General features: G+C 38.0%; 17 protein-coding genes. 5 read left to right on the forward strand and 12 right to left on the reverse strand.

What is annotated here, in order from left to right; translation table 11 throughout:
• Nucleotides 1–25: 25 nt before the first annotated feature.
• The gene (locus tag AB669_RS12570) at nt 26–427 is read right to left on the reverse strand and encodes a hypothetical protein (protein WP_047799673.1); all 402 of its coding nucleotides are present in this window, start codon (nt 425–427) and stop codon (nt 26–28) included.
• A 95-nt stretch (nt 428–522) separates the two neighbouring features.
• Here AB669_RS12570 and AB669_RS12575 point away from each other — a divergent pair, with 95 nt between their 5' ends.
• Nucleotides 523–1,227, forward strand: a complete 705-nt coding sequence (locus AB669_RS12575) for a peptidylprolyl isomerase (protein ID WP_047799674.1) — start codon at nt 523–525, stop codon at nt 1,225–1,227.
• An 11-nt stretch (nt 1,228–1,238) separates the two neighbouring features.
• On the opposite strand, the gene AB669_RS22565 is transcribed toward AB669_RS12575, so the two are convergent.
• Together AB669_RS22565 and AB669_RS12585 are read right to left on the reverse strand one after the other, a co-directional pair.
• Entirely contained in the window at nt 1,239–1,529 is a 291-nt protein-coding gene (locus AB669_RS22565; protein WP_047799675.1) for a type II toxin-antitoxin system RelE/ParE family toxin, read from the reverse strand.
• Nucleotides 1,526–1,753 (reverse strand): hypothetical protein, encoded by a 228-nt coding sequence (locus AB669_RS12585; RefSeq protein ID WP_047799676.1) that lies wholly within the window; start codon nt 1,751–1,753, stop codon nt 1,526–1,528. The genes AB669_RS22565 and AB669_RS12585 overlap by 4 nt, the downstream gene beginning before the upstream one ends.
• 69 nt (nt 1,754–1,822) lie before the next feature.
• On the opposite strand from AB669_RS12585, the gene AB669_RS12590 reads away from it, so the two are divergent.
• Nucleotides 1,823–2,590 carry an exodeoxyribonuclease III gene (locus tag AB669_RS12590; protein WP_047799677.1) on the forward strand — a complete coding sequence of 256 codons (768 nt, stop codon included), beginning with the start codon at nt 1,823–1,825 and terminating at the stop codon, nt 2,588–2,590.
• Here the strand turns inward: AB669_RS12590 and AB669_RS22175 are convergent.
• The 4 genes from AB669_RS22175 to efp (AB669_RS12605) form a co-directional block, all read right to left on the reverse strand.
• Nucleotides 2,587–2,745 carry a hypothetical protein gene (locus AB669_RS22175; RefSeq protein ID WP_156166737.1) on the reverse strand — a complete coding sequence of 53 codons (159 nt, stop codon included), beginning with the start codon at nt 2,743–2,745 and terminating at the stop codon, nt 2,587–2,589. The two genes, AB669_RS12590 and AB669_RS22175, sit on opposite strands and share 4 nt — an antisense overlap.
• Before the next feature lie 5 nt (nt 2,746–2,750).
• Nucleotides 2,751–3,311, reverse strand: a complete 561-nt coding sequence (locus tag AB669_RS12595) for a 5-formyltetrahydrofolate cyclo-ligase (RefSeq protein ID WP_047799678.1) — start codon at nt 3,309–3,311, stop codon at nt 2,751–2,753.
• Between the two features lie 103 nt (nt 3,312–3,414).
• Nucleotides 3,415–3,975: an elongation factor P gene (gene efp, locus AB669_RS12600; protein ID WP_047799679.1), complete on the reverse strand. Its 561-nt coding sequence runs from the start codon at nt 3,973–3,975 to the stop codon at nt 3,415–3,417.
• A gap of 101 nt (nt 3,976–4,076) precedes the next feature.
• A complete protein-coding gene (gene efp / locus AB669_RS12605; protein ID WP_047799680.1) occupies nt 4,077–4,637 on the reverse strand; it encodes an elongation factor P in 561 nt (186 codons plus the stop codon).
• Nucleotides 4,638–4,906: 269 nt separating this feature from the next.
• On the opposite strand from efp (AB669_RS12605), the gene AB669_RS12610 reads away from it, so the two are divergent.
• The 3 genes from AB669_RS12610 to AB669_RS12620 are packed head-to-tail and all read left to right on the forward strand — an operon-like array spanning nt 4,907 to nt 6,110.
• Nucleotides 4,907–5,539 (forward strand): peroxiredoxin, encoded by a 633-nt coding sequence (locus AB669_RS12610; protein ID WP_047799681.1) that lies wholly within the window; start codon nt 4,907–4,909, stop codon nt 5,537–5,539.
• A 14-nt stretch (nt 5,540–5,553) separates the two neighbouring features.
• Nucleotides 5,554–5,862 carry a co-chaperone YbbN gene (locus AB669_RS12615; protein WP_047799682.1) on the forward strand — a complete coding sequence of 103 codons (309 nt, stop codon included), beginning with the start codon at nt 5,554–5,556 and terminating at the stop codon, nt 5,860–5,862.
• Nucleotides 5,862–6,110 (forward strand): hypothetical protein, encoded by a 249-nt coding sequence (locus AB669_RS12620; protein WP_010599336.1) that lies wholly within the window; start codon nt 5,862–5,864, stop codon nt 6,108–6,110. The genes AB669_RS12615 and AB669_RS12620 overlap by 1 nt, the downstream gene beginning before the upstream one ends.
• A gap of 72 nt (nt 6,111–6,182) precedes the next feature.
• On the opposite strand, the gene AB669_RS12625 is transcribed toward AB669_RS12620, so the two are convergent.
• The 5 genes from AB669_RS12625 to AB669_RS12645 form a co-directional block, all read right to left on the reverse strand.
• Nucleotides 6,183–8,768: a phosphoenolpyruvate carboxylase gene (locus AB669_RS12625; RefSeq protein WP_047799683.1), complete on the reverse strand. Its 2,586-nt coding sequence runs from the start codon at nt 8,766–8,768 to the stop codon at nt 6,183–6,185.
• Nucleotides 8,769–9,029: 261 nt separating this feature from the next.
• Nucleotides 9,030–10,577, reverse strand: coding sequence for a DHA2 family efflux MFS transporter permease subunit (locus tag AB669_RS12630; protein WP_047799684.1), 1,548 nt, complete (start codon nt 10,575–10,577; stop codon nt 9,030–9,032).
• A gap of 8 nt (nt 10,578–10,585) precedes the next feature.
• The gene (locus AB669_RS12635) at nt 10,586–11,665 is read right to left on the reverse strand and encodes an HlyD family secretion protein (RefSeq protein WP_047799685.1); all 1,080 of its coding nucleotides are present in this window, start codon (nt 11,663–11,665) and stop codon (nt 10,586–10,588) included.
• Nucleotides 11,666–11,673: 8 nt separating this feature from the next.
• Entirely contained in the window at nt 11,674–12,993 is a 1,320-nt protein-coding gene (locus AB669_RS12640; protein ID WP_047799686.1) for a TolC family protein, read from the reverse strand.
• On the reverse strand, nt 12,990–13,616 hold the full coding sequence (locus tag AB669_RS12645; RefSeq protein ID WP_047799687.1) for a TetR/AcrR family transcriptional regulator: 627 nt from the start codon (nt 13,614–13,616) through the stop codon (nt 12,990–12,992). Before AB669_RS12645 ends, AB669_RS12640 begins: the two co-directional genes overlap by 4 nt.
• Between the last annotated feature and the right edge of the window lie 65 nt (nt 13,617–13,681).

Here is a 13,681-nt window from a genome sequence, read left to right on the forward strand (position 1 = left end):
CACCCTTTAAGGTTTACTAATTATCCTAATTCCTGAAAATGCAATTGAAAACGTGCAGTGCTACACCAAGCCTGAGCGGAGGTGCTTTGTTGCTTATTTTATTAAAGAAACTTGATTTTAAATCACTAAAGAAAGTAATAACCGGTGGATGAAGAAAAAGTTGAATTGAAAACAACTTAGGCATTTCCACCTTCGCTTCAACCTGATGGCTATCTTTGACTTTTACCGTTACCTGTGTATTTTTACAGCAACCATCGTCTTTCTTTTCAGCAGGAATATCTTTGCAGAACTTACAGGATACAGCATTACTGAACAGTTTAACATTTTCGAGCTTCCCGCCGCAAAAATGTAAACTTAAAGCCAAACCCATAACACTTACCGTATACAATACGGCTAAAGAAAGTGCTATTTTTTGTTTTAACTTCATTATTACAAAGGTAAAGCAAAAAAAACCGAATAACATTGCCTTTTATTTATTGAATTTCATTTTTTAAAGTAATTTAGCCTTAAACACCGTTTAAAATGAAGAAATTACTCCTGCTGATTGGGTTACTTACCACATTATCTACTTTTGCCTCAAAGCCAAAAAATCAATATATCAAGATTAAATCTGAGTTTGGTGAATGCATTATCAAACTGTATAATGAAACGCCTCTTCACCGCGATAACTTTTTAAAGCTGACAAAAGATGGTTATTTTAACGGTACTTTATTTCACCGGGTGATTAAGGATTTTATGATACAGGGCGGCGATCCCGATTCAAGGAATGCAAAACCTGATAGTTTGCTGGGCGAAGGTGGGCCGAAATATACCATCCCTGCAGAATTCAGAGACAGCCTGTTCCATAAAAAGGGTGTGCTTGCTGCTGCCAGAGAAGGCGATATAATCAATCCTGAAAAAGCATCAAGCGGAAGCCAGTTCTATCTGGTGCAGGGAAAGGTTTTTACCGATGAGCAGTTAAATAGTCTCGAAGAAAAAAGACTGAAACATAAAATTCCTGACTGGCAAAGACTCGTATATAAAACTATTGGTGGTACACCTCATTTAGACCGGAACTACACTGTTTTCGGGGAGATTATTTCGGGGTTGGATATGGTAGATAAAATTGCAATGCTAACTACTGACAAAAATAACAGGCCTAAACAGGATGTTAAAATGGATATCACAATTTTAAAGAAACGGGAAGTTAAGAAACTTGAGAAGGCATTAGCAAGTCAGCTTTCGTAAAAATGAGACCGTTATTTAGATATTAGTGGTTCCCGACGGTTGTCATAGAAATATAATAAGTATATTCTATCGTTTTGGATCTCGTAAAAGATAGAAGTCAAACTGGTTATATTTCCTTTTCTAAATCTTTCTGATGAAAGGGATTCAAAAATTTCCGGGTGACTTCTGATTATAGAAATAACTTTATTGGTCTGTTTCAAAAATTTCTTTGATGAGGTTTCTCCAAATCGGTCGTAAATAAACCAAAAAATCGCATCAAAAGTCTCTTTTGCCTCATCACTCCAAAATATTTCAAAAGTCATAGGTATTTGTTATACAATTTCATCACCTCGTCATGAGGTGTAAATTTTCCCTCTTCAACTTGTTTCATTCCTCTTTTAATACCCTCCTGAACGTGTAATGGTAAATCTTCCAAAATAAACTTCTCATTACTGCTTAAAAGCATGTCTAATTCCGACAAAAGATTTTCATCATTAGTTTCGAAGACTTTTTTAGCGATTTCAATTTTTAATTCTTCTATGCTCATAAACAAATTTAACGAAATGAAACTTCAATTACTATAGCCTGTCATCATTAATTTCTAAATTTACCACCAATGAAAATCATCTCCTACAACGTTAATGGCATTCGGGCAGCCAGTACAAAAAATTTTTTCGGATGGTTACAAGCCACGGATGCAGACATGGTATGCTTGCAGGAGGTGAAAGCCTTGCCTGTGCAGATTCCTGAAATAATTGCTTTAATAGAGCAGCTAGGTTACCATCATTATTGGTTTCCTGCTGAAAAAAAGGGATATAGTGGCGTGGCGATTCTTACGAGAATCAAACCTAATCATGTAGAATATGGTTGTGGAGAAGAATGGATAGATAAAGAAGGAAGGATTTTAAGGGCCGATTTCGGCGATTTTTCTTTGATGAGTTTATATATGCCCTCAGGTTCAAGTGGTGACGAAAGACAGGTAAAGAAATATGATTTTATGCGGTTTTTCAACACCTATATAGGTGAGTTACGCAAGGAAATCCCGAATCTCATTGTGAGTGGCGATTATAATATCTGCCATACTGCCATTGATATCCATAACCCGAAATCGAATGCGAATTCATCGGGTTTTTTACCTGAAGAACGGGAATGGATGCAGCTGTTTTTAGACAATGGTTTTATCGACACCTTTCGTCATTTTAATAAAGATCCACATCATTATACCTGGTGGAGTTACAGGGCTGGATCGAGAGGAAAGAATCTGGGCTGGCGAATCGACTATCATTTAGCCACGCGACCAATGGAAAGCAGATTGAAAAACGTCAGGATTTTACCTGATGCGATCCATTCAGATCACTGTCCGGTTTTACTGGAACTGGATTAAAGGTTTTCTGCCTCGTATTTTTCACCTGCCTTCAACATCAGCTCAATTTGCTTTAAATCGGCCGGTGTTAGCTCCTCTTTTTCCTGCAGTTCAAATACGGCAATCATGTTGTCTTCGTATTGTTTTTCTGTTTTGATAACGATTTCGTTTGCCATGATTGCTAAAATTTAATAATTGCTGTTGGTGTGATACAAAAATCAAGACGAATGTCGTGTTCACTTACGTCATCAATTTTTTCTATTGCAGGTGACAAAGATAAGCCTATTTTCCGAGCATTTAAATTTTCAAGGAAGCGGTCGTAAAACCCCTTTCCATACCCTACCCTGTAGCCCTTTTTATCAAAAGCGAGTAGCGGGATAAATATCAGATCAACCTCCCCGTTGTGAAGACCACCTTTTTGTGGTTCTAAGATGTTATAGATGTTTTTCTTCAAATCGTGTGGACCCAGATACTCATGATGGGTCATTAAAGCTGTTTCGAAATCTGCTTTTGGAACGATAATTTTTATCTCCGGGTAGTTTTTTGCCAGCCAGTTAATGAGCAGAAATGTATCAGGCTCTCTTTTTTCGGTTATCGGTAAAAATATATGTATTGCTTTTACATTACTGAAATCCAAAGTGGTAAACTGATCCAGCAAGCCTTTGTTTAGTAATTCATACTCATCCTCGCTAATTGCTAATCTGTCTGTTAAAGCTTGTTTCCTGATCACTGATTTTAACATGGTATCGATTTAGGTAACTAATGCGACTGTACGCTTATTTGTTTGAAAAAACGGTTTAAAACAAAAAGCCCCGCAATGCGAGGCTCATGATCAATCTTATAGATTATTTTACGCGCTCAACATACTCTCCTGTGCGTGTATCAATCTTAATTTTATCGCCCTGATTAACAAACATCGGAACTTTCACTTCAACACCATTTTCAAGAGTGGCTGCTTTTAGCGCATTTGTAGAAGTATCCCCTTTAACTGCAGGTTCAGAATAGGTAATTTCGAACTCAGCAAAGTTTGGCAGCTGACCCATAATTGCCTCGTCGCTTTCCATTGAAACGATAACACTCATTCCTTCTTTCAGGAATTTAATTGCTGAACCAAATAATGATTTTTCAACATTATATTGCTCGTAGGAGTTATTGTCCATTACTACTAAATAGTCTCCATCTTCATATAAATATTGATAGTCGTTGGTTTCTACACGGCAGATTTCAACAGCCTCATCGGTATTCATACGTGCTTCAACAATTCTACCTGTTTTAATATTGCGGAATTTACCAGTATAAAAAGCGCCGCCTTTACCTGGCGTACGGTGATTCCATTCGTCGACAGTAACCAGTTCGTTATTTACACGAAGAATGTTACCTGTTTTAATTTCTGATGCTTTAGCCATATTATTTGATCCTATTTGGATTTATGTTTCTTTTTTTTGTGACGGCAAAGGTAAAATTATTTTAACAAAAACCTATGCCGGTAAGGGCTAAGGGATTAAGCTTACTTTACCCGTTCCATGTAATCGCCGGTTTTGGTATCTACCTTAACCTTGTCGCCCTGATTAATAAATAACGGCACCCTGATTTCTGCCCCTGTTTCAACAGTAGCATATTTCTGTGCACTCGTGGAGGTATCGCCTTTTACAGCTGGTTCTGTATAAGTGATTTCCAGTTCAACGCTGTTGGGTAACTGGGCAACTATGGGTTCATCGCTTTCAAAAGCAATGGTAACGTTCATTCCCTCTTTTAAAAACTTAATTGAGCTTCCGAAGAGTAGTTTTGGGATATTGTATTGTTCGAAAGTGTTGTTATCCATCACAACCAGATAATCACCATCTTCATACAAATACTGATAATCGTTGGTTTCTACCCTACAAATCGTTACTTCTTCATCTGTACGAAAACGGTATTCTACAATTTTTCCTGTTTTTACATTACGCATGCGCGCCTGATAGAATGCCCTTAAATTTCCGGGGGTCCGGTGAATATACTCTTCAACGCTTACCAGCTCTCCGTTAAAACGAAGAACGTTCCCGCCTTTTACTTCAGATGCTTTTGCCATTATATTATTAAATGTTATGTTAATTCCGAAACATCAAAGTTAAAAAATGAATTCTGATTTGAAAAAGCAAAAACCTATTTATCAGTTGGTGAGAATGATTGAGCAGGGCTTTAAAAAAACAAGAGATTTATAATGGCTATAATTAATTTGTAAATTATAGTTTTTAACTATATCTATATCAATAAATACAATGAACTATTAGTTATCTGCGTTTGATTGACTGATGAATTCACCGTACCTTTGTGGCACAAAATTAAAGACAACAAATTATGGCAATAGTAGGTAAAAAATTCCCGAGTGTTAGTATTGATGCAATGTCAGACATGGGTGATGACTTGAAGCTCAATGTATTTGAAGAAGCTGTAAGCAAAAATAAAAAAGTATTGTTATTCTGGTATCCAAAAGATTTTACTTTTGTTTGTCCTACAGAATTGCACGCTTTCCAAGCTGCTTTGCCTGAGTTTGAGCAAAGAAATACCATTGTAATCGGTGCTTCCTGCGATACAAATGAAGTTCATTTTGCATGGTTAAATACACCAAAAGATAATGGTGGTATTGAAGGCGTAACCTATCCTATCTTAGCTGATACACACAGACAGCTTTCTGGTATTTTAGATATATTAGATCAGGAAGTTAACTATGACGAAGAAGGAAACGAATCTTTCTCTGGTTCGAACGTAACTTTCAGAGCCACTTATTTAATTGATGAAACAGGTAAAGTATTCCACGAAAGTGTTAACGATATGCCATTGGGTAGAAACGTTAAAGAATATTTACGTTTGATTGATGCTTATGCTCACGTTCAGAAGCATGGTGAAGTTTGTCCTGCAAACTGGGAAGAAGGCAAAGAAGCAATGAATGCAAACAGAACTGGTGTAGCAGAATATTTAGCTGCCAACTAATTAAATAAAACATTATGTTTTTAGAATTAACAGAAGATAATCTTCAACAGTATTTAGCCGATCATTCGAAAGTTATGGTTCAGTATGCTGCATCATGGTGTGGTAACTGCAGAATCATGAAACCAAAGTTTAAAAAACTGGCTTCAGAAAATGAGGATGTAGCTTTCTTAATTGTTGATGCAGAGAAACTTCCGAATTCACGCAAATTCGCAAACGTTGATAATTTACCGACTTTTGCTGCATTTGAAGGTGGAAATCTGGTTGATCAGGTGCAAACCAACAAGGCTGAAGGTTTAGTAGAATTATTTAATAAAATAAAGTAATGAAGATTCCGGTTATCAGACAATTATTTCAAAATACCACTCCAGCACAACTGGAGACCACTTTAGAGGTTTTAGAGGCATTTTGTGAATTTAGAGGGGTGAGTGAGCATGAGGTTGATGTTGCGGGCGAAATGATTACCAATATTTGTGGTGCGCTTGAGGTACATCAAATGGTAAGTGAAGGTGCTGCTGAGAAAGATGCGCTAAACGCCTTCGGTCAGAAAGTAATGGGATCGATTGACAGATAATTCTCTTTAATCAGACTCTTTGAAATATTAAGCCCTCTCAGGTATTATCTGAGAGGGCTTATTTTTTAATGTCTAAGCCAGGTTACGGCCAGCATTTACAATACCAAAGACGGTTCTAACGGCTAATTTTTCTAAAGCGTGCTGAACCTTTTCATCATGATCATGCTGCAATTTTTCTAGTGCGAAATGCTGGATCAAGACCAGTGGCAAAATAATTTTTTCGCGTGTAGCGATAGATTTTTTATCTACAGGGTAGTTGGCCATTAATACAGGCTGACCTGATAATTTTAACAGCATCTCTTTTGTTAATTCGAATTCATTATGCAACTGAGTCCAAAAGGCACCAAATTCTTTATCGTTGGCTAAATGTGCCGTAATCACGAAGTCTGACTTACTCATGCTCATCATACAATTATCGACGATGGTTTTAAGATAATCTGAATCCTCATACACTTTAACCACTTTATCCCAGTTACCCGCTATCTCCTGATTTTTAAGCGCAGTACCCATTCCATAAAATCCGGGAACATTTTGTTTCAGCATACTCCACGCTGTGACAAAACTAATGGCTCTCAGATCCTCTAATTTGAGTTCGCCGCCACCATTTCGTTTAACTGGCCTGCTACTGATATTGGCCTGCGAAAGCAATTTCAGCGGAGAAAGTTTTTCCAAGTAACTTACAAATAAAGGATGCTCGCGCAAATCGACAAAAGCTTTATAACCATCTTCTGCCATTTCATCTAATAGCGACTTATTTTGAGGATCAAGAAGTACGTTATGCTTTTCCTTAAGGCCGGAAGATATCCCAGCATTAATGAGCTGCTCAATGTTAAATTCGGCACTTTCTACAGATCCGTACTGAGAACTAATGGTTTGCCCCTGAACGGTTAACTGAATATTTTTATTTGCGATTTCCTTGCCCATGGAGGCATAAAAACGGTGCGTTTTCCCTCCTCCGCGTGATGGAGGCCCTCCTCTGCCATCAAAGAATGCAAGTTGAATATTGTGTTTTTTTGCCACTTCAGAAAGTGAAGTTTTACCGTTAAAAATAGACCAGTTGGCCATGAGGTAACCACCATCCTTTGTACTATCCGAATAACCGAGCATAATATCCTGCTTGTTTCCACGCGTAGACAAATGGGCTTTATAGAATGGATTGCTATAAAGTGTCTCCATAATCGCTGCAGCGCCCTTCAAATCATTTACAGTTTCAAAAAGTGGCACGAAATCGATTGTAAGGGAATCTTTGCTCCAGCCATTCCAAAGAAAAAGTTCAATCAGCTGAAGGATGTCGCTTGCCTGCTGACAATTACTGATGATAAATCTGTGGCAGGCTTTTTCACCATTGCGCTTTTGTATTCCCTTAATTTCTTTTATAGTCTGTATGGTATCCTCAATCAGGGCATCCCCTTCAGTAGCGTAAACTGGTGTTGCTTCCTTAAATGAAATCAGTTTTAGTTTATCGCCTTCTGGTAATTGGTCATAATCAGCAGGGTATAGAGAAGATATTGGTTTATTCTGTCGACAATAGGCATGAACGCTTCTTAGCACACGGCTATCCTGACGGATATCAAGGGATGCAAAGTAATTTCCATAAAGGTCTATCTTGCGGATCAAATCATTCACCAGATCTACGAATAGCCCATCATGTTCTTTGAGTAAAGTATCTTTAATTTTGTTTAGATTTTCTTTAAGATCATCAGATATATCGGTCAACTCACAGGCCTGATCAAAAGCATTTTTATACAAAACATCATGTAAGTAAGCCAGGTTCTCTTCCACACCCCTAAAAGTGATTCTTCGCTTTATGACTCTGAAATCACGATAGTAGCAACGGAACAAGATCTGGCGTAGCATTTTTGAAACTTCGAGGGTTGTTTCAGCATGAATGTTTGGATTTCCATCTCTGTCACCACCTGGCCAGAAGCCCAATTCGAGTATTTTTTTTGTTTCTAAATTATATTCGTCAAGGTTTTGGTCAATTTCTTCCTGAATATTTGCAGCAGCAAAATAGAAGGTATTTTCCAAAAACCAGGCCAGGTTAAGTGCTTCATCAACTGGTGTGGGAGATTTCTTGTTAAAAAAAGGCGTTTTACCTAATTGTTGTAGTAAGGAATTCATCGAAGTGATATCATTTTCGCGAATTGCTTTTGTGAGATCAGTAATGATGGCGAGAACGCTTCCCGGATAGAATTGCGTTGGGTGAGCTGTTAAAACCAGGCGAAGCGAAAGCTCATCGATCAGCTTTTCAATCTTAGCCAGCATTGGCTTGTTGTCGGCATTTTTTTTCAGGATGAATGCCAGCGTGCTTTGCTCATCTGTTGTGTTCAGCTTAGTAAAAGATGCATCTTCAACTGCATCGAATAGCACTACCTGACGTTCGATGTACTGTATGAACCGGAAAAGCAAGTCAATAATATCCTTACGTTCCGTATAGCTGGTGAACTTGGCGAAAAACTCTTCAATAATCTGCGCAGGCTTCTGTCCGTTTGCAATACCATCTTCACAGCTTTTGAAAAATAAAGGGAGTAAGGTTCCTGTATCTTTTATTTTATAAAAAGGGAGCGTTAAAAAAAGACTATTAAAAAGTTCAAATTTCGAGATCACCTCGTTGTTGAAAATAGATTCTCGCTGTGTGGTCAAACGGAGTTTAGGCATGTTGTAAGCAATAGTTTTGTATCATGTAATACTACAAAAAATGCTTAAGGTATTAAAATTCCAGGGCTTACAATTTGGATAATTGTAGAATAAATTTTAATTTTAGAATCTTATTTGGCTACCTGGTAGCCGGTTAAGAACATTTGCAATGTTTAAGGGCATTGCATTGATTGTTAATTTTTTGGGTTAAAACAGCCGATGTAATAAAATACACCGGCTGTTTTGTTTTTTATCATTATTTATGCCAATTCTTTGCAAATATTAATGGGCATCAGTAACAATATTTGCATTCTTCTTAAACTTTTGAAGATATAATAACGGAATTGAAAACAACATTATTAAACCTGCTACCCAGTAAGCATCGCTATAAGTGAGCAACATGGTTTGTTTAATAACCGAACCTTCTATCGCTTTCATCGCCATCAATTTTGCATCAATAAATGAAGCACCTTTAGCCATAAAGCCGTGTGTTAAAACATTTAATTTTTGAACAAATGCTGGATTATATTCATTGATGTTAGTGAGCAAGCTACTTCTATGGAAGCCGGAACGAATGTGAATCAAGGTGGTTAATGCTGCGATACCAAAAGAACCGCCTAATTGCCTGCTCATGTTGTTCAATCCAGACCCCTGACCTATTTCTGGTCCGGATAAATCCTGCATGGCCAATGTTGTTAATGGTACAAACAACAGGGCCATACCAAAACCTCTGATTACTAGTGGCCAGAAAAAGTCGCCAGTACCGGAAGCCAGGGTAGAATTACTCAGCATCCAGCAGAAAACGAAGAATAAAAACATTCCTCCTGTAGCCATGAATTGTGCAGGAACACCCTTTTTAAGCATAATTCCGATAAACGGCATCATGGCAATGGTACAGATACCTCCTGCAATAAAGAGCTTACCCGTTTGCAGTGGCGTAAAGCCTAAGAGATTCTGCGCAAATACCGGGAAAACGAAAACAGAACCGTATAGTCCAAACCCCAGAATAAAGGAAGTAAACATACCAATTGAAAAACTTCTCTTTTTCATGATCCGGAGGTTCACAATAGGAAACTCTGTTGCGGTTTCTCTCCATATAAAAAGTAATAACCCAAATATAGAAACTACGGCTAATGCAGTAATATATGGTGTTGAAAACCAGTCTTCGCTTTCTCCTTTTTCTAGCACAGTTTGCAAGCTACCTACTGCAATTGCCAGCAGGGCAATACCCCACCAATCAACAGGCTTTCCTTTTCCATCTTTTGGTGTTTCCCGAATAAACGTATAGGTACAGTAGGCGGCGAGTATTCCGACGGGAATGTTCACATAAAAAATCCATGGCCAGTCTGCAACCTCCAAAATATAACCGCCAATTGTTGGTCCTACAGTTGGACCCACAACAGCACCCAGGCCAAATAATGCTGTAGCGATACCCACGTCCTCACGAGGCCAGGTTTCGATAAGAATTGCCTGTGCTGTTGAAATTAATCCTCCACCTGCAACCCCTTGTAAAATCCTAAACAGGATCAGTTCACTCAAAGAAGTTGCATTACCACATAGAAAGGAAACCAGCGTAAAAACAATGATGGAGGCTAAGAAATAATTTTTACGCCCGAAACGACTTCCTAACCATCCTGACATTGGCAGGATGATTACATTCGCAACAGCATAACCAGTAGATAACCAGGCGATATCCTCGAGGGTAGCGCCCAGGTTTCCCTGTATCTGAGGGATTGCTACGTTTACGATCGTTGTATCAATCAGCTCCAGAAGAGAAGCCGTGATTACCGTAAATGTAATGATCCACTTTTTTAAACCTACTTCGGCCATTTTAATTTTTAGTTAGTAGAAACTGAAGCCTTAACGCTCATTCCTGGACGTAATTTTGCTAACAATTCCTTTGATGGATGAATTTTAATTTTAACAGGGATACGTTGAACAACTTTTACAAAGTTACCAGTAGCATTATCTGGAGGTAAAAGAGAGCCTTTAGCACCTGTAATTGGTGAGAAGTTATAAACCTCTCCCTCTACCTTTTGATCAGGATAAGCATCAATTTCTATTTCAACTTTAGAACCTTCCTTAATCTTCTCTAGCTGAGTTTCTTTGAAATTTGCCGTTACATATAAACTTCCATCATTAACTACAGAGAATAAAGACTGTCCGGCTTGAACCAACTGTCCTTTTTGAACATTCTTTTTAGAAACCAGTCCTGTTGCAGGAGATTTAATATCAGTATATGATAGCTGGAGCTTAGCGAAATCGATATCACTCTGGCGTTGGCTGATCACGTTACTGCTCACTGCTAACTGCGACTGAGTTGTACCAACCTGTTTTACAGCCGCCGTGTATTGATCTTGTGCCGCCTGATAAGCTGCCTGAGCAACTTGTTTTCCTGCTTCTGCTGCTTCTTTGTTTGCTTTAGACTGATCGAATGCCTGTTGTGTAATGGAACCGTCTTTAACCAGGTTTGCATAACGATTAAAATCTTTCTGAGCCAGATTCAATTTAACTACAGCCGCCTGAACATTTGCTTTAGCCGATTCTACATTTGCTTTAGCTGTGCTGGTATTTGCCTGAGTTGCTACAATCTGAGATTCAGCTACACCTACACCTGCACTGGCCCCTTTTTGACCAGATTGTGCCTGTTCTAATTTTACTTTATAATCGTTATCGTCAAGTTTAACCAGAACCTGTCCCTCTGTTACGTGTGTATTCTCTTCGAAGTTGATGTCTTTTACATAACCGCCAACACGAGCAACTACCGGGCTGATGTCTCCATCAATCTGTGCATCATCTGTATCTACGTGCTTGCTATAATAACTCCACTCGGTGATACCAAAAACGATACCTATTACTAGTAAAACACCTAAAATGATCGGTACTACTTTACTTTTATTTTTCTTTTCAGTTGTCATTGTTGTATTTATTGCGTTATTTTTCCTGTTGATTTTAATAATGTATAATAGGCTAAACCTGCATCGGCTTTGGCTATTTCTAAGTTAATTTTGGCTTGATATAATAAAGTTTCAGCATCAATTCTATCCGTAACCGAGGCTACATTATTTTTGTACTTGGATGCTAATAACTTATCGTTTTCTGTAGCCTGTGAAATTGAGGTTTCTAAAACCTGGATCTTATTGACCGCTACCTGATAGGTCTGGTAGTTTCTGTTAATATCCGTTTTTACCTGATCAGATAGAATATCTTTCTGCAGGGTAATTTCGCTTTGCTGAATCTTCGCTTCATTTACCTTGTTTTTATTTGTCCACAGGTTACCAAAATTCCATGAAACAGTAGCTCCAACCGTTACCGGCAACAGGTACTGATTTACTGGCGGAACGAAACTTCCACTTGGATTAATGTAATAAAGATTTGCTCCAACACCAACCGTAGGCAGGGTATTTGCTTTTATGCTTTTAACATTGAAGCCAGCAACTTTATTTTGTACATCAAGTTGTTTCAGCTCCTGACGATTGGCTAAAGCCATATTAATATATTCATTTAGTGAACCTGCAACTTTTGATTCCGCTGCCGGATCAACAATTTTAACGTCAGTATCTTCCGGTAAACCCAATAGAATATCGAGATTATAATTAATTACCTTGCGATTGCTTTCGATATCCAACTGTGTTAAAGTTACGTTAGCTTGTTGTAATTGAAATCTGAGTACATCATTTTTAGTGACAATACCTTGTTCAAAAAACCGCTGTGCCTGTTTGATCTGAGCGGCGATAGACTCCAGATTCTGGGCCACTACTTTTTTGCTTTGTTCGACCTTATACAATGAATAATAAGTACTGATTATAGCATAGGTTATCTCTTCCTTGTTTTTGTCGGCATCCAGACGCGCAACATCAGCTAATAATTTAGTAGATGCTTTAGCATATTTTAACTTACCCCCACCATACACGAGTTCCTGTATTGCTGCCGTTCCTACAAAAGCATCAGCTCTTTTTGGAAGGTTTAATGTACTAGAGCCTTCACCTAAACTAAAAGTATTGGTTGGTATTTCAGCATGGTTGTATAAAAAGCTTGCATTACCGGTTGGAAGTACATTATCTTTAACTACTTCCAGCTTCGCCACTGCCTGGTCTATTTTATTTTGCGACAGTTTTAAATTCTTACTATTGGCTATGCCAAGTTCGATTGCCTGGTTGATATTTAGTTCCTTAATGCCTTGTGCAAATAAAGCAGCAGGTACTAATGATGCCACAAGCATTAATCTTATTGATTTGGGTATCATTTTTTTGTTGTTAAATAAACTGTTGTTAAGTCTTTCAGATAGGCTATCGCCCTGTCTTTGATTATTTTATTATCCTTCGGGTCGTTTAAATCGAAATTCGAGCACGGCATCACTTTGTTCGGAGAAATCACAATATTGGTAAGTGTGCCCATTATGGTTGCAATAATCATGCGGCCATCGATCTGATTAAAAGTTCCATTTTCCATTCCCTCATTAATAATCCGATCAATGAGCTGCATATTATGGCTCATGGCATCTTTTATTTTATCGTACATTTCAGGTCGTTGAGTTAGAGACAACTCCCTATGCATCATTTTATGAAAAGCTGTGTTGGCAAGAATCCTGTTTGCGTAACCCTCAATTACTTTGTGTAATTTTTCAAGCGAGGTTATTTTATCTTCATTAATGATGCGTAATTGAGAAGCAAAGCCAGCAATTCGGTTATTCATAATTTCCACGAATACCCCTTCTTTCGAACCGAAATAATAATTAATCATTGCCATATTTGCACCAGATTCTTTTGCGATCTGTCGCGTGGAAGTGCCTTCATATCCTGTTTCACAGAACAGTTTCTCGGCAGCATCGAGTATAGCTTGTTTTTTATCTATTTTTTCTGTTTTCATTTCTTTTTGACGGCACAAAATTAATCAAACGATTGATTAAAATCCAAATATATTATACTATCTTT

Origin of the sequence: Pedobacter sp. BMA (assembly GCF_001027745.1) — a bacterium.
Classification (GTDB): Bacteria; Bacteroidota; Bacteroidia; order Sphingobacteriales; family Sphingobacteriaceae; genus Pedobacter.